Origin of the sequence: Proteiniborus ethanoligenes (assembly GCF_900107485.1) — a bacterium.
Taxonomy (GTDB): Bacteria; Bacillota; Clostridia; order Tissierellales; family Proteiniboraceae; genus Proteiniborus; species Proteiniborus ethanoligenes.
Window position 1 is genome coordinate 52,738 of sequence record NZ_FNQE01000021.1, and the last position, 16,885, is coordinate 69,622.

Here is a 16,885-nt window from a genome sequence, read left to right on the forward strand (position 1 = left end):
TTAGCTAATGAGAGGAGCAGAATAGATACAATTAAAGATTATTTATTATAAAGGAGGTTATTATCAGTGGTAGAAATTATCAAGATTTATAAAGAAAAATTTCCGTCTCTAAGGTTAATCGGAAAGCGATATACTGATAAGGACAGGGACTCATTTGGCAGTTTTAGTAACAAGTGGAATGAATGGTTTGAAAAAGGTTATTTTAAAACCTTAGAAGAATTAGGGAGTTTGCCAGAAAATGAAGGTGCTTATCTTGGTTGTATGAGATGTACAGACGAGTTTGAATATTGGATAGGCATGTTTTTTCCAGAACAGACACCAGTTCCAGAAGATTATATGTATGTTGACATTCCCTCAGGTTATGTAGGCATTTGTTGGATTTATGGTCGTGAGGATAATGGAGAAATCTATGGGCAGGAGCCACACGATATATGTATGTCTAAAATTAAAGATGAAGGATGGAAGGTTGAAAATAATGCTTGGGTTTTTGAGCGTTATAATTGTCCACGCTTTACAACACCAGATGAAAATGGGAAAATAATTTTAGATTATTGTATCTATTTAAGAGATGAGTAACAATAATATATTTATATTTGCAGAACAAAGGAGGAAATCAAATGGAAAGATGGGAGTATTCAACAATTAAAATAAAACTTAAGGGTTTCAGCGGAGGAATACTGGAAACAGAAGATTTCGATTACGAGCTAAATAAGCTTGGAGAGCAAGGATGGGAGTTAGTTTCCTGCTTTTCAACAAATGGAGCAAATGGATATGGTAGAGAAGCAATAGCAGTATTTAAGAGAAAAAAATAATATTTTTACTAAAACATGTACTCTGAAATAAAAAATAAAAGTCTATAGCACCTGAATATGACATATTGTTGCCCAAGATTTTAAGGTAGGTTGCAGAGATTAATTGATTGAGAGGAGATGACATAATGTTATATATATTTATGGGACAAAGCTGCACAGGAAAGTCAACTGTAGCTAATAAATTAAAAGAACTTATAGATGTTGAAGTCTTTGCGGGCAAGGATTATTTAAGGCTAGCAAAGAATGAAAATGAAGCTTGGAGATTATTTTACGATAAGTTATCAAATGCAGCTCTTAATAAAGATTCATCTAAAGAAATTGTTATATATTTAATAACAGAGAAAAAGCAGTTTAACAAAATAAGTAGTATTGAAGATTCATATAAGGTGAAGTTTACTGCTTCTTTAGACACAATAAAATCACGATTTGCACAAAGAATGCATGGTAAATTACCACAGCCCGTTGAGAAAATGCTTGAGAAACAATATGAAGAATGGGAAAACATAAAAGGAGACATGAATGTAGATACAACGGAGAATAACGACATTGAAAAAATAGCAAGATTAATATTAGATGTATAGGATATTCATATAATTGCTCAAATAATGAGCTATACGGGATTATCTAAAACGAGGCATTTGCGCAAGGGTTCATGAAGGTGCAATCTTATGACGTATTTTAGATTTACACGTAATTGTATTTGGAAAAACCTTGCTATTGGGGTCTTCAAGGGTATAAATATTAATATATTGGATTAGGAGGGGGTCAATGATGAAATCTTTTATTTCGGTTTTAATTTCAGTTATAATAATTCCAACTTTAATGATTACATTTGGAATGGTATGGAGAAAACACCCACCTAAAAATATAAATTGGATATACGGTTATAGGTCTAGAAGGTCTATGAAGAATAACAAGACATGGGAATTTGCTCACTTATATCAAGCAAAAGTGTGGCGTTGGAGTGGGATTATTCTTTTAATATTTTCTCTAATTTTCGCATTACTATTTAAAAAAAGTTATAAAGAAATACCAGCTTGGATTTTTTATATTGAGTTAGCCATCATGGTATTATCAATATTGCCAACTGAATTAGCACTTTCTAAGAGATTTGACAAAGAGGGCAAATTAAGATAAAACACACTATTCTCTGAAAGAATAGAGATATATCTGGAAAGGGAGAAAGCCATAGATAATTACTAAGGTGGCTGTTGTATATAACAACAGCCTTAGCTTTAAGGATTTCTGCGATACAACAACATAAAAAGATCTAGGAATATTGTAGTTATTTGAAAAATTACAATACTCTCCAGATCTATTTAAATTAACTCTTTATTTTAATGCATCTGCAAGCTGGATAAATCTTTCAATATCTTGTTCTACAAGCTTTAATGAGCTTCTCCAGAAATCTACTGAACGAACATCAATACCTACCATTTTAGTAACATCGGCGATATTGTTTTTTCCAGTAGCTACGAGCAGTTTATTGTATTCAGGGACAAAAGCATCTCCACGTTTTAGATACTCTGCGTATATGCCCTTTGCAAATAAAAGTCCAAATGCATATGGGAAGTTATAAAAGTTTCTTTCAGCAGAATAGTAATGTGTTTTATTAACCCACATATAGGGATGTAAATACTCATGATCCAGACCATCACCATAAGCTTCCTTCTGTGCATCTAGCATCATTTCCTTAAAATCCTTTACAGATAATGCAGCATCCTTTCTTCTTTCAAACAAATTAGTTTCAAATATATAGCGACTCAATATATCTACTATAACTTGCCCTGCATCAGATATGGAGGATTCTAAAATACTAAATGCTTCCTCTTGAGATGCTTCTTTTAAAGCTGCATTTACAACTATTGTTTCACAAAAGATAGACGCTGTTTCAGCTAATGGCATAGGATAGGTACAGTTTAATATAGGTTCATTTTTTAAGCAATGTCCATGGTATCCATGCCCAAGCTCATGAGCCAAAGTAGTCATATTGCTAAAGCTACCATTGAAGTTAGACATGATACGACTTTCTTTTATTGAGCGAAGATTAGAGCAAAATGCTCCTCCACGTTTTCCTTCTCTTGGCTCTGCATCTATCCAGTTATTTTCAAAGGCATTTTTGGCAAAATCAGCAAGCTCATCACTAAAGGTTCTAAAGTTTTTTACAATATAATCTCTAGCTTCCTCATATGTAAAAGTAATATTTACATCTCCCATAGGAGCAAACATATCATAAAAAGGAAGTCCATTAGAATGGCCTAAAAGCTCAGCTTTTCTTCTATAGTATTTGCGAAAGGCAGGTAGGCTTTCCTTCATTGCAGCAAGCATTGCATCAAGGGTTTCCTTATCCATTCTTGAACTAACTAAAGTTTCTTCTAGAGGAGAAGAATATCCTCTAAGCTCTGAGGTAGTTATTACTTCACCTTTAATACCATTTAAACAAGCAGCAGATGATTCTTCAATTTTTTTATAAGCCTCTAGCTCTGCATAGTAAGCTGTTTTTCTTATTTCAGGGTCTTTTTCAAATGCCATGTTTCTCACTGCAGGAAGTGGTAGCTTTTTCTCTTCTCCATTTAATTCAACATCTACTAATAGAGTAGATGTAATCATATTTTGAAGATTAGTCCAAGCTGTAGAGCCTGTGTTTTTCATTTTAGATATTATCATTTCTTCTTTTTCATCTAGAAGATATTTTGCATTATTTGCTGCTTCTTTAATTATAAAACTGTGCTCCTTTAGTATATCTGATGAAGCTAACAAATTATCAAGATTATCAATGCTTCCAATCCATTTTTGGTAGCTTACAAGTGCTTTGGTTATTTCAGAATATTTTATATCTAGCTTATCATAAACCTTTAATGCTTGTTCATTTTTCGCATCTACACTGGCTGTGAGTCTTGCATATGCAAGTAGTCTAGTATATAGAGTATAAAATTCGGAAAAATTCTTAACATATTTTTCTGCTTTTTCTACTGCATTTTCAGTTGAATTAAAATTTAGTTCAGTCCATTCCTTTAGCTCATCAATTTGTTCATATAGCCTTTCCATATCAGAGTTAAATTCCTTTGATTCAAAGGATGGGTAAAGCTTATCTAAATTCCATCTCATATTCATAAAATCGCCTCCATTAATAAAATACTTTACATATTTAATAATACATTTAATTAATAGGTTTTTCAACAAAAATATTTAGACACTCGAAACAATTTGCTATTTAAATTATATTTATATTAATATATAATAATATACAAGTATTTTAAACTAGAGATGAAGCTATGAAGAACAGATTCTATACACATGCTAAGGAGGGAATAAATGTGTTAAAAGATTTATTGCTAAATGGATATGGAAATGAACAGGGATATAATTGTGCCGAAAAAATATTGCATGGTGCTAATGAGGCATACAAGCTGAATCTAGATAAAAAATTTTTAAAGCTTGCGGCAGGCTTTGGTGGTGGCATGGGCATAGAAAGTGTTTGTGGTGCACTTACAGCAGGGATAATGGTCCTAAGCCATCTTTTTGTAAGCCATAGAGCGGGAGAAAGCACTAGAATAAAGGAGCTAACATCTGAATTTTTGAACAAGTATGAAAGGGAAATGGGCAGTATAAATTGTGCTCCATTGAAGGAAAAATACAGAGATGAAGTAAAGAAATGTGGAGATGTTATCATAAAAGCCGCAGAAATATTAGATGAAATAGTAGCTAGGGAAATGTAAATGCAGTGGATTAGTTACCACTGCATTTAGAATATCCTAGTCTTTTTCACTTCCTATTTTAATTACACTTTCCATCTTACTCATTATATATTCATATCCTCCAGGACTGTGAGGAATTATACAATTAGAGCAGTCCTTTATTCCATAATTATAAATAAAACCTCCTCCACATTTGTCCTTTAGCATGTAGAGTGGACAGTAGCAGAATAAGCAGTTAAAGCTTTCAGTATCCTTGACTTTATGACAAGGAAAGAACTCGCATTTTGAATTCTGCATAAACTTATAGTTTTGACTCATCGTTCCCCCTCCTTATTTTACTGCTTATAATATATTCATACATATATTATATAATAAACATATACATAATTAAATAATATAGATTATATTTACAGCAAACATAACACATTTATAAATCTAATCCTTAAACTACTCTTTATTTTATGGTCAAAATAAATTATAAGCAGGAGTATGAGCATCCTTATAGAATATATTTATAAAATATTGGGATATTTGGGAATTTTGCTTTTGTGTTTAATTAAACAATAAAAATTAACAGAATATTCTCAAATATAAGCAGGAGGGAAATATTATGAAAATAACAGATATACAGTTAGGTATCATTTCAGTACCTTTAATAAAGCCATTCAAAACTGCACTGAGGACTGTAGATAAAATAAATGATGTAGTAGTTAAAGTAATTACAGATACAGGACATATAGGATATGGAGAAGCTCCATCTACTGCAGTTATTACAGGAGATACAATAGGTTCTATAAAATGTGCAATAGAAGAATTCATAAAGCCAAAAATTATTGGACTCTGTATTGAAGATATTGAAGAGATAATGATAAGAATAAACAATACATTATTAAAAAATACCAGTGCTAAGGCAGCCGTAGATATGGCAATATACGATTTGTTTGGGCAATTGTATAATGCTCCATTATACAAGCTTCTAGGAGGATATAGGAAAGAAATTATCACAGATATTACTATAAGTGTTAATTCTCCAGAAGAGATGGTACAGGATAGCTTAGATGCAGTTCAAAAAGGCTACAAGAACCTAAAGATAAAGGTAGGTAAGGAGTCTAAAGCAGACATTGAAAGAATACAAGCCATAAGAAAAGCTGTAGGAGCTGAAATTACCTTAAGAGTAGATGCCAATCAAGGCTGGAGTCCTAAAGAAGCAGTTGTTACATTGAGGAAAATGGAGGATCTAGGCTTAGATATAGAGCTGGTAGAGCAGCCAGTTAAAGCAACAGACCTTATAGGTCTAAAATATGTAACTGATAATGTGTCAATACCAGTTCTAGCAGACGAAAGCGTATTTTCACCAGAAGATGCAATTTGGATAGCCCAAAATAGAGGAGCTGATTTGATTAATATTAAGCTTATGAAGACAGGTGGTATATATAATGCACTTAAAATATGCTCTATAGCAGAAACCTATGGTGTTGAATGCATGATAGGCTGTATGCTGGAAAGCAAACTAAGTGTAAGTGCTGCAGCACATTTAGCTGCTGGCAAAAGAATTATTACAAAAGTAGACCTAGATGGACCTGGCTTATGTAGTATAGATCCTATAGAGGGTGGCCCTATTTTTGAAGATTCTAAAATAACATTATCAGATGAACCAGGCTTAGGCTTTAAGAAAATTCATGGAGTAGATTTTAATTGATAACTAAAGGGTGATGCTAGTGTTTAGTATAGATAGCTTTGAAAGAAAATTTACTGATATGATGACAGAAGGCTTTATTTTTATAGATAATTCAGGAAAGATTCAAATATATAATAATAAGGCTAAAGAAATATTTGGAATAGTAAGTAATAATGAAATTAGTCACAAGGAAGGGAGACTTCAAAAAGGAGATATAGTCATCATAGGAAACAATTCTTTAGGAAAGGATGATGGGAACCTAAAGCCTGAAGATTTGGGATATATTGGCGTTAGAGATGGAAATATTAAAGCAGGAAACGCATTATTAGCCATAGGAATATTCAAGGAAGACAAGCCTAATTTACCAATATATAAATATATATCTCCAAATCATAGCACAAAGGAGCTTTCTCTAAATTCAAAGGCTTTAGGCATGAACATAGACTGTAGTATTGATTTTGAGAATAAAATTATAAGCTTAGGAGTAGATGAAGACAAATATATAATGAAATATATGAATGCAATAGGACATATGGTGATTTTAGATCATAAGACGAAAAGGCTTAAATTTTACCAGACCCATGGATATACTGCTAGAGGGGAGGCAGTAAAGGATATTCTTCTTGAAAAGGAGTATAGGGCAAAGGGTATACATTCAGAGGATTTTGATGTTATAGGCAAGGATATTTTCGAGATACACAGTGGTGGGGATACCATAGAGGATTTTTATAAAGCAGCTACTAAAGAAGACATAAGCTATGAAAATGAATTTAAAGAAATAAATGGTAGAGCAACTATATGCACCCTTTCTCCTTTGTTCATTAAAGGAGAGAGAGCTGGAGCTGTGTTGAAGGTTGAAGATATTTCTGAAATAAAAAAAGTAATAAGAGAAAGAGATGAAGCGTTAATAAGTCTAGAGCAAATGGAAATAAGACTCAAGGAAGAAGAAAATATTAAAAAGCTTCTTCCAGAAATAATAGGAGATAGTAAGGAAATATTAAATGTTAAAAGACTTGCAATTAAAGCCTCGCAAACTAATTCAACTGTACTTCTTTTGGGGGAAAGCGGGACAGGAAAAACCTTATTAGGAAGGGTAATACATGATAATAGTAAAAATAGAGACAAGCCTTTTATTCATGTTAATTGTGGCTCTATACCAGAAACCCTTCTTGAAAGTGAGCTTTTTGGCTATGAAAAGGGAGCATTTACGGGTGCAAGAGATGAAGGAAAACCTGGGCTGTTTGAGCTTGCTCATGGAGGGACTATTTTTCTAGATGAGATAGGGGAAATATCTCCTGCGCTACAAGTGAAGCTTCTTCAGGTCTTGCAGGACAAAAGCTTTTTCAAAATAGGTGGTAAAAAGAACATAAAGGTAGATGTAAGAATTATAGCTGCAACAAATAAAAATTTAGAAGAAGAAATAATAAAAGGAAAGTTTAGAGAAGATTTGTACTATAGAATTAATGTATTTCCAATATGGATACCACCACTAAGAGAAAGAAAAGAAGATATTTATCAGTTAGTAGATTATATGATACCAAAGATATGCGAAAGAATTGGATTAGAAGAAAAGCGTATATCTATGGAAGCCATTAGTACACTAATTAGCCATGATTGGCCAGGCAATATAAGAGAGCTAGAAAATGTATTTGAAAGAGCTATAAATATGACAGAAGGCAATACAATTCTTTCCAATTTTCTTGCAATAAACAGAGAGAACAAAAAAACTAGAAATGAAAAGATACAAACATTAAAGGAAGCTATAGAAGCTGCAGAAAAAAGTGCTTTGCTCTATGCCATAGGCTATTATAACGGAAACAAAGCTAAAGCTATGGAAGCATTAAATATTGGCAAAACTAGCTTTTACGAAAAAATCAAAAAATATAATATGAAATAGTTCGGGAAAACGGAAAATGTCCGCAATAGCGAACTATTTTATTATATCCAACAAAAGAGTTTAAAACACTTTAAATTATCAGATAATTGAAGCCTTAAGATTTGAAAGTATCCTATAAGGGGTTCGGGAAAACGGAATAACATTTTAAAAATGAAGAGAATTTTCAGCAGCATTAGGCTTATTCATTACATTTAACAAGCAAAAGGCTGAACTAGTCTATCTTGACATAAACATAGTTTAATGAATGATAGTTGGCATAACAGTTGCAACATTATATATTTTAAGACTAATAAGCTTAAAAGGGGCTGTAAGGATGGAAAAATTAGACTGTATAGGTTCTAATCTAATATTTGCCGACTACGATGCTGTAGAGTTAGCCAAAAAGTATGGTACGCCGCTTTATGTACTTTCAGAAAATATAATAAGAGAAAAATGCAGAAAAATAAAATTGGATTTTCTAAATAGGTACCCCAATACAAAGGTAGCATATGCAAGTAAGGCTTTTTTAACATTGAGCATGTGTAAAATAATCGAAAGTGAAGGACTAGGCTTAGATGTTGTCTCGGGAGGAGAGCTATACACTGCTTTAAAGGCTGATTTTCCTATGGACAAAGTCTTTTTCCACGGTAACAACAAATCATATGAAGAACTTCAAATGGCTATCTCGAATGAGGTAGGAAGAATTGTGGTTGATAACTTTGACGAAATAGAAATAATTGATGACCTAGCTAATGAGATGAAAAAGAAGGTGAAAATTTTAATTCGAGTGTCTCCGGGAGTAGAAGGAAAAACTCACAAATACATATCGACAGGCCAAAAAGATTCAAAGTTTGGTATTCCATTGCTAGAAGGCAGTATAGATGAAGCTGTTATAAAAGCAATTAAATCTAAAAATATTGAGCTTATGGGCTTTCATTTTCACATAGGTTCAAACCTTTTTGATAAGGACTCTTATACCTTGGCTATTGAAATAGTCTTAAATCTTTTTAAATGGTTAAAAAATGAATTAGGCTTTGTTGTAAAAGAGCTTAATACTGGAGGAGGTTTTGGAATATATTATAATAAAACCGATACAGTAAAAGACATTACATATTATACAGATGCAATAATGGAAAAAGTATCATCATATTGCAGAGAGCTTAATATAGATATTCCAACAGTAATTATAGAGCCTGGCAGGTGGATAGTAGGGGAAGCGGGCATTACTCTTTATTCAGTAGGTGCAGTTAAAGAAATACCAAATGTGAGAACATATGTAAGTGTTGATGGAGGCCTACCTGATAATCCAAGGCCAGCATTATATAATGCAAAATATGAAGCAATTGTTGCTAATAAATGCAATTTAAAGCCTGATAGGGTGGTAACTATAGCAGGAAAGTGCTGTGAAACAGGTGACATACTCATTTGGGATCAATTAGTTCCCAAAATTGAAAGGGGTGATATATTAGGAGTATTGAGTACAGGTGCATACAATTACTCTATGTCAAGTAATTACAATAAACTACCTAAACCAGCTGTAGTGCTTTTAAGAGAAAAAGAAGAATGTGTAATTGTAAAAAGAGAAACCTATGAAGATTTAATATCAAAGGAAATGATACCGGAAGGACTTGCTGTTAAAAAATAAGGAGGGGGAAGAATGAAAAGATTTTTAGCTTTAACATTAGTATTATTAATGCTATTAGCTGGATGTACAAAGGGAAATCAGGAAACGCAGACAAATGTTGAAAAGCCAGCAGAAAGCGGCGAAACAGTAGTAGAGACTCCTGCCGTAGTACAGGAATATACTACAGTTTATTCTGGGGAAATAGCAACAATAAATTATCTAGTAACTGCTACTACTGCAGAGTTTGGACTTGCAGCTAACTTTGTAGATACTTTGATTGACTATGACAGATATGGAGTACCACAGCCTAGCTTAGCTACGAATTGGAACGTTTCAGATGATGGGTTAGTGTGGACATTTAAACTTAGAGAAGGAGTTAAATGGGTAACACATGACGGTAAAGAATATGCAGAGGTTGTAGCACAAGACTTTGTAGATGCAATGAAATATATATTAGACAGTACAAAGGAATCTCAAACTGCTAATATAGCATATCAAGTTATAAAAAATGCAGAGCTATTCTATAATGGAGAAATATCAGATTTTGAACAAGTAGGAGTAAAGGCAATTGATAAATATACTCTAGAGTATACTCTTGAGAAGCCTACTCCGTATTTTCTATCTATGCTTACCTATGTATGCTTCTTCCCAGCCAATGGACAGTATTTAGCTGAGGTAGGAGAAAAATTTGGTACAGATAATGTTAATTTCCTATACAATGGAGCTTATATAATGGAAACATTTGAGCCACAAAATAGAAGGGTTCTTGTAGCAAATGAAAATTATTGGGATAAAGAAAATATTCATATCAAAAAAATCATATCTATATACAACAAAGAGGCAGCAACGTTAGCACCTGAATTATTGTTAAGGGGAGAAGTAGACTATGCAAGTATCCCTTCATCAATTATTGATGAATGGATGAAGGATTCTAAAAAGAAGGATATGATTCGTCCAAATAGAACAGGCTTCTACACTTATTTCTATGCACTTAACTTTGACCCACAATTCCCAGCAGAATATGAACCAGAGAACTGGAAGAAAGCAGTAAATAACCTTAATTTCCGTAAATCCTTTTTCCATGCATTAGACAGAAAGGCAGCAATGCTAACTGCAGAGCCATATGACCCAGAAAAGAGAATATCAAATACAATAACTCCAAAGAATTTTGTTGATTTAGATGGAGTAGACTATACTCAGCTTGGGAGCTTAGCTAAATTTGCAAATACAGATTCATTTAATGAGAGCTTAGCAAAAGAATACAGAGATAAGGCTATGGAAGAATTAAAAGGAAAGGTTAACTTCCCAGTAAAAGTTTTAATGCCTTATAACACAGGCTCAACTGAATGGGCAAATCGTGCACAGGTTATAGAGCAGCAAATGGAAAATCTGCTAGGAACAGACTATATAGATATAATTATAGACCCTAAGCCACCTACAGGCTTCTTAAAAGAAGTAAGACGTTCAGGAAATTATGCTTTCTTAGAGTGTAACTGGGGACCAGATTATGCAGACCCTGAGACATATACAGATCCATTCACACCATCAGGCACATATAACTGGCCACATTTAGCTGAAGGCTACAAGGAAGCTAATGGTAAAAACACTTATGAGAACATGGTAAATGCTGCTATAGCTGAGGTCTTAGACATAGAATTACGTTATGCTTTGTTTGCAGAAGCAGAAGCATTTTTTATTGATCAAGCCTTTGTTATTCCATATGCAGTAGGTGGAGGTGGATATTCGGCATCTAGACTGAATCCATTTGAATCACCATATTCACCATTTGGAGTTTCTGCTGAAAGATTTAAAGGGCAGAAGGTTATGGAAAAACCAATGAATACTGAACAATATGAAGCAGAGTTAATAAAATGGGAAAAAGAACGTGCAGAAGCATTAAAGGCAGCTGGCAAATAAAAAAAGCAAAGCAAGGACTATTATTAAAATAGTCCTTGCTTTATACAAATATCAGGCAATAACAGTTTGACAAGACGAAAAGGGGGAGTGATATGCTAAAATATTCACTCAAAAGATTATTTCAATCTCTAATAACACTTTTTATTATTATAACAGTAGTATTTCTTTTAATGAGATTAATGCCTGAAGAAGGCTACTTTGCAGAAAGCTATGAAAAGCTAGATGAAGCACAAAGAGAAGCTATTTTAACTAGTATGGGACTTAGAGATCCAATACATGTACAATTAAGTAATTTTTATAAAGCACTATTAGCAGGAGATTTAGGTAAATCAATTATTTATAGACCTAAAGTGCCTATTACTGATATTCTTAAAACTAAAATTCCCTATTCCTTGTATTTTGGCTTAGCAGCTATGGGAATATCATTAATTGCAGGTATTCCTTTAGGAATTACCATGGCTCGAAGTAAAAGTGGGATTTGGGATAAACTTGGAACAGGATATATAGTATTTATCAATGCAGTTCCAGCAGCGGTTTACTATTTGTTTTTACAATTATATGTGACAGATATTTTAAAACTACCAATATTATTCAAGCCTGACAATCCAACTAGTTGGATTTTACCAGCAGTATCCATGTCTTTAGGTAGTACTGCATCCTATGCAATGTGGATGAGGAGATACATGGTAGATGAAATAAATAAGGACTATGTTAGATTAGCTAGGGCAAAAGGGCTTAAGGATAAAGGAATAATGGTAAAGCATGTCTTTCGCAATGCTTTTGTTCCTATGGCTCAGTATTTACCTACATCCTTGTTATTCACAATATCAGGATCTATCTATATAGAATCCCTGTATTCAATTCCTGGTATGGGAGGACTTTTAGTAGATGCCATACAAAGGCAAGATAATTCCTTAGTTCAAGCATTAGTACTTATTTATTCATCTATAGGTATAATTGGTCTTTTTTTAGGAGACATACTTATGGCAGCATTTGATCCACGTATAAATTTACAAAAAAAGGGGGGCGCTAGATAATGGGTAGTAAGACTATAGATAAATTATCAGATAATATTAATCAAAATCTATTTGAGTTTGCAGAATATGATGATGAAGCGGCTAAACGTGCAGGCTATTCTAATTATTCCTACTGGCGCTCTACCTGGCAGGTTTTTACACAAAACAAAGTAGCAGTATTCTTGCTATTTCTGATTATAGGACTGCTAATATTTACAGCTATACAACCATTTTTACCAAATCAAAAATCTCCAACGAAAATTTACATTGATGAAAAAACTAAAATGCAGCTTAGAAACCACAAGCCAGATTCTGAATTTTGGTTTGGAACTAATTCAATAGGTCAAGATTTGTGGGCTCGTATATGGAGTGGAACTAGAACCTCCTTATCAATCGGCATCTTAGTAGGTCTTTGGGAGGCTGTAGTAGGTATTATAATAGGAGCCATGTGGGGATATGTTAGAAGCTTAGACCGTCCTATTACTGAAATTTATAATGTTATAAACAACATACCCACTACTATTATTCTTATTCTATTAACTTATATAATGAGGCCTGGTCTAAGTACAATGATATTTGCCATGTGTATGACTGGATGGTTAGGTATGGCACGCTTTGTACGTAATCTTATAGTTATTATAAGAGACAGAGAATACAATTTAGCTTCAAGATGCTTAGGAACTCCTACTAGAAGAATAGTAACAAAAAATCTACTGCCTTATTTAGTTTCTGTAATTATGCTTAGAATAGCATTGGCTGTTCCTGCAGCAATTGGCTATGAAGTTTTCCTAACTTATATTGGACTTGGATTACCTGTTAGCATTCCATCCTTAGGCAACCTAATAAATGAAGGTAGAGCTCTTATGATGGTTCCATCATTACGTTATCAGTTAATATTCCCAGCTGTAGTTCTTTCAGTTATTACAATATCCTTTTATGTAATGGGCAATGCTTTTGCAGATTCGGCGGATCCAAGAAACCATGTTTAGGAGGTGTACTATGAAGGAAGAAAAAGTAATATTATCTGTTAAGGATTTAGTGGTTAAATTTAGACTTCGTGGGAAAATACTGACTGCAATAAGAGAAGCTTCTCTTCATGTTTATGAAGGAGAAAGCCTTGCTATAGTTGGAGAATCAGGCTCAGGTAAATCAGTATTTACAAAGACCTTCATGGGGCTTCTAGATGCAAACGGTTGGGTAGACTCAGGTGAAATAATTTTTGAAGGAGAAGACCTAGCTAAATATAAACGTGAAAATGATTGGATTAAAATAAGAGGCAAAAACATAGCTATGGTATTTCAAGATCCAATGACCTCATTAAATCCTCTAAAAACTATAGGAAAGCAAGTTCAAGAGGCTGTTGAGCTACATCAAGGTTTGAAAAAGGAAGAGGCTAAAAAAGCTGTAATTGAGATATTAAAGGATGTAGGCATACCTAATCCAGAAAAAAGATATAATCAATATCCTCATGAATTTTCTGGCGGAATGAGACAGAGAGTAGTTATAGCTATTGCAATAGCTTGTAAACCAAGAATACTTATTTGCGATGAGCCTACTACGGCACTAGATGTAACTATACAAGCACAAATACTTGGATTATTGAAGGAACTAAAGAAAAAGTACAATCTAACTACAATATATATAACTCATGACTTAGGCGTTGTAGCTAATGTTGCAGATAGAATAGCTGTAATGTATGCTGGTGATATTGTAGAAATCGGTACTAGTGAAGAGGTGTTTTACAATGGACAGCATCCATACACTTGGGCACTTCTATCTTCACTTCCACAGCTTGGCATTAAAGGAGAGCCCTTATATTCTATAAAGGGAACGCCTCCCAATCTATTCAATGAAATAATAGGTGATGCCTTTGCACCACGAAATCAAAGAGCACTTAAAATAGATTTTATTAAAAAACCACCTTATTTCTCAGTAAGTCCAACACATAAGGCAAAGACCTGGCTATTAGATCCTCGAGCACCAAAGGTAGAGCCACCAGAATCTATTAAAATACTTCGTCAGCAATGGGGGTTAGATAAGGATGCCTAATAAAGACAAAGAAATATTGTTAGAAGTAAAAAACCTACGGGTAGAATTCGGGAAAAAGAAAAAAAATAGATTTGCTGCCGTTAATGACGTAAGCTTTCATATCTATAAAGGAGAAATCTTTGGCTTAGTAGGAGAATCAGGCTCAGGTAAAACAACTATAGGAAGAGCCATAATCAGACTAAATGAAACTTCTGGTGGAGAAATATTTTTCAAAGGGGCTAAGATTAATGGTAAGATTGACAAAGCTCTAGACAAGGAAATAACCCGAAAAATTCAGATGATATTCCAAGATCCGATGGCTTCATTAAATGAAAGGGCAAAGGTGGATTATATAGTATCTGAAGGTCTATATAATATAAAAAACTACAGTAATGAAGAAGAAAGAAAAGCAAAGGTAGAGAAAGCGCTGTTAGACGTTGGGCTATTGCCGGAATTTGCAAGCCGTTTTCCTCATGAGTTTTCAGGTGGGCAAAGACAGAGAATAGGAGTAGCCAGATCTCTAATAATGGAGCCTGAGCTAATCATAGCTGATGAACCTATATCTGCACTAGATGTTTCTATTAGGGCACAGGTTTTGAATTTATTATCCCAGCTTCAAAAGGAAAAGGGATTAACCTATCTATTTATAGCTCATGATTTGTCTGTAGTACGCTTTATAACAGATAGATTAGCTGTAATTCATAAAGGGAAAATAGTTGAAATGGCCGATACAGAAATGATTTTTGAAAACCCCTTGCACCCTTATACTCGTGCCCTGCTATCAGCTATACCAATACCAGACCCTAGGGCAGAAAAGAAAAAAATATTAGAAACATACGACTTTACCATGCATGATTATGAGAATAATCCACCCAAATGGATAGAAATAGAGAAGGACCACTATGTATTAGCTAATGAAGCAGAAGCTGTAGAATATAGAAAAATACTGGAGAGAAATAAAAAATGATAAGACCAAAGCCGTTAAAAAAAGGAGACACTATAGGCTTAGTAGGTACCTCTAGCCCCACACCACCTGAAAGAATAAAGCCCGCCATAGAGGCCATGGAAGCTCTGGGCTTAAATGTAGTTCTTGGAGAAAGCTGTTATGCTACCCATGGCTATCTTTCTGGAAAGGATGAACTAAGAGCTAGAGATATAAATATGATGTTTCAAAATCCGTCAATATCTGGAGTATTTAGTATTAGAGGTGGATATGGTTCAGCTAGAATACTCTCTTTATTAGACTTCCAAATGATAAAATCAAATCCAAAGATTTTTGCAGGCTATAGCGATGTAACTTCACTTCATATAGCATTTAATCAAATCTGTAATATGGTCACTTTTCATTCACCAATGCCTTCAACAGAGCTATATAATAACGTAGATAGCTATACCATGGATTCTTATATTGATAATATTTTTAGTGAAAATCCCTTAGGACTTATAAAAAATCCAGAAGGTATAGAGCTTAAGACCCTAGTTAAAGGAGAGGGTGAGGGAATATTAATTGGAGGCAATTTATCATTACTTGCAGCATCAATAGGCACAAAATACGAAATTGATACTAAGGGGAAGATTTTATTCATAGAGGAAGTCGATGAAGAGCCTTATAGAATAGATAGGATGCTGCTACAGCTTAAGGAGGCTGGGAAGCTAAAGGATGCGGAAGGAATAATTTTAGGAGCATGGACAAATTGTACTTCAAAGGAGCCTGAAAAGAGCTTATCCCTAATGGAAATATTTAAAGAGCTAATAGCTCCTGAGAACAAGCCAACTATTTACAATTTTAAATGCGGTCATTGCCTACCTACTGCAACTTTACCCTTAGGCAGTAGAGCTAGAATAGACGGAGAGAAAACCAGTATATATGTGATTGATTAGCACATTTTAAAGAGCAATCTGGTAATATGTCAAGAGATGATTTTTAAAGAAAATAAAAGAAACAATTAAAAAAGAGTAATCTTAATAGAACCTATAATTTTTTTGAGAAAAATAGGTTTGAGAAGGGAAAATATTTTATTGAATCTCTCCAACTTTATCGGTGGAGTAGATTTGATTTTTAGTCAGCAATCCAAAAATCAGTCGTACTAATTTACGAGATGTAAGTGCGAGTGCTCTTTTATGTTGGTGGGTAGTTACTTCACCGTACTTCTTGTAATAAAATTGTTTATACTCTGGTATATGGTTTCGAACACTGTTAGCAGCCTCAATCAGGTAGTATCTAAGATATTTGTTT

16 protein-coding genes and 1 pseudogene are annotated in these 16,885 nt (G+C 33.7%); 14 read left to right on the forward strand and 3 right to left on the reverse strand.

Features of this window, described 5'->3' with window-relative positions; genetic code table 11:
• Positions 1 to 66 precede the first annotated feature (66 nt).
• The 4 genes from BLV37_RS09650 (at position 67) to BLV37_RS09665 (ending at position 1,949) form a co-directional block, all read left to right on the forward strand.
• Positions 67 to 576, forward strand: coding sequence for a GyrI-like domain-containing protein (locus BLV37_RS09650; RefSeq protein WP_091730606.1), 510 nt, complete (start codon positions 67 to 69; stop codon positions 574 to 576).
• A gap of 41 nt (positions 577 to 617) precedes the next feature.
• A complete protein-coding gene (locus BLV37_RS09655; protein ID WP_091730609.1) occupies positions 618 to 812 on the forward strand; it encodes a DUF4177 domain-containing protein in 195 nt (64 codons plus the stop codon).
• Positions 813 to 952: 140 nt separating this feature from the next.
• Positions 953 to 1,393 carry a hypothetical protein gene (locus tag BLV37_RS09660; RefSeq protein ID WP_176967941.1) on the forward strand — a complete coding sequence of 147 codons (441 nt, stop codon included), beginning with the start codon at positions 953 to 955 and terminating at the stop codon, positions 1,391 to 1,393.
• A gap of 187 nt (positions 1,394 to 1,580) precedes the next feature.
• Complete coding sequence (locus BLV37_RS09665; protein WP_091730614.1) at positions 1,581 to 1,949, forward strand: SdpI family protein; 369 nt, start codon at positions 1,581 to 1,583, stop codon at positions 1,947 to 1,949.
• Positions 1,950 to 2,144: 195 nt separating this feature from the next.
• On the opposite strand, the gene BLV37_RS09670 is transcribed toward BLV37_RS09665, so the two are convergent.
• On the reverse strand, positions 2,145 to 3,926 hold the full coding sequence (locus BLV37_RS09670; protein ID WP_091730616.1) for a M3 family oligoendopeptidase: 1,782 nt from the start codon (positions 3,924 to 3,926) through the stop codon (positions 2,145 to 2,147).
• A gap of 203 nt (positions 3,927 to 4,129) precedes the next feature.
• Here BLV37_RS09670 and BLV37_RS09675 point away from each other — a divergent pair, with 203 nt between their 5' ends.
• Positions 4,130 to 4,531, forward strand: coding sequence for a C-GCAxxG-C-C family (seleno)protein (locus tag BLV37_RS09675; protein ID WP_176967942.1), 402 nt, complete (start codon positions 4,130 to 4,132; stop codon positions 4,529 to 4,531).
• 36 nt (positions 4,532 to 4,567) lie between these two features.
• On the opposite strand, the gene BLV37_RS09680 is transcribed toward BLV37_RS09675, so the two are convergent.
• On the reverse strand, positions 4,568 to 4,828 hold the full coding sequence (locus BLV37_RS09680; RefSeq protein WP_091730622.1) for a cysteine-rich small domain-containing protein: 261 nt from the start codon (positions 4,826 to 4,828) through the stop codon (positions 4,568 to 4,570).
• A 292-nt stretch (positions 4,829 to 5,120) separates the two neighbouring features.
• Here BLV37_RS09680 and BLV37_RS09685 point away from each other — a divergent pair, with 292 nt between their 5' ends.
• From BLV37_RS09685 to BLV37_RS09725, 9 genes are all read left to right on the forward strand, one after another.
• The gene (locus tag BLV37_RS09685; protein ID WP_091730624.1) at positions 5,121 to 6,209 is read left to right on the forward strand and encodes a dipeptide epimerase; all 1,089 of its coding nucleotides are present in this window, start codon (positions 5,121 to 5,123) and stop codon (positions 6,207 to 6,209) included.
• A 13-nt stretch (positions 6,210 to 6,222) separates the two neighbouring features.
• Entirely contained in the window at positions 6,223 to 8,085 is a 1,863-nt protein-coding gene (locus BLV37_RS09690) for a sigma-54 interaction domain-containing protein (protein ID WP_091730627.1), read from the forward strand.
• 244 nt (positions 8,086 to 8,329) lie between these two features.
• Positions 8,330 to 9,709, forward strand: coding sequence for a diaminopimelate decarboxylase (gene lysA / locus BLV37_RS09695; RefSeq protein WP_425287123.1), 1,380 nt, complete (start codon positions 8,330 to 8,332; stop codon positions 9,707 to 9,709).
• Positions 9,710 to 9,721: 12 nt separating this feature from the next.
• Complete coding sequence (locus tag BLV37_RS09700) at positions 9,722 to 11,605, forward strand: peptide ABC transporter substrate-binding protein (RefSeq protein ID WP_091730632.1); 1,884 nt, start codon at positions 9,722 to 9,724, stop codon at positions 11,603 to 11,605.
• Positions 11,606 to 11,697: 92 nt separating this feature from the next.
• Positions 11,698 to 12,642: an ABC transporter permease gene (locus BLV37_RS09705; RefSeq protein ID WP_091730636.1), complete on the forward strand. Its 945-nt coding sequence runs from the start codon at positions 11,698 to 11,700 to the stop codon at positions 12,640 to 12,642.
• Entirely contained in the window at positions 12,642 to 13,610 is a 969-nt protein-coding gene (locus BLV37_RS09710) for an ABC transporter permease (protein ID WP_091730639.1), read from the forward strand. The genes BLV37_RS09705 and BLV37_RS09710 overlap by 1 nt, the downstream gene beginning before the upstream one ends.
• A gap of 10 nt (positions 13,611 to 13,620) precedes the next feature.
• The gene (locus BLV37_RS09715; protein WP_091730641.1) at positions 13,621 to 14,670 is read left to right on the forward strand and encodes an ABC transporter ATP-binding protein; all 1,050 of its coding nucleotides are present in this window, start codon (positions 13,621 to 13,623) and stop codon (positions 14,668 to 14,670) included.
• Complete coding sequence (locus BLV37_RS09720; RefSeq protein ID WP_091730644.1) at positions 14,663 to 15,616, forward strand: oligopeptide/dipeptide ABC transporter ATP-binding protein; 954 nt, start codon at positions 14,663 to 14,665, stop codon at positions 15,614 to 15,616. Before BLV37_RS09715 ends, BLV37_RS09720 begins: the two co-directional genes overlap by 8 nt.
• Positions 15,613 to 16,530 carry a S66 peptidase family protein gene (locus tag BLV37_RS09725; RefSeq protein ID WP_091730646.1) on the forward strand — a complete coding sequence of 306 codons (918 nt, stop codon included), beginning with the start codon at positions 15,613 to 15,615 and terminating at the stop codon, positions 16,528 to 16,530. Before BLV37_RS09720 ends, BLV37_RS09725 begins: the two co-directional genes overlap by 4 nt.
• Before the next feature lie 135 nt (positions 16,531 to 16,665).
• On the opposite strand, the pseudogene BLV37_RS15180 reads toward BLV37_RS09725, so the two are convergent.
• Positions 16,666 to 16,885, reverse strand: a pseudogene (locus tag BLV37_RS15180) (IS110 family RNA-guided transposase); the annotation flags it as partial.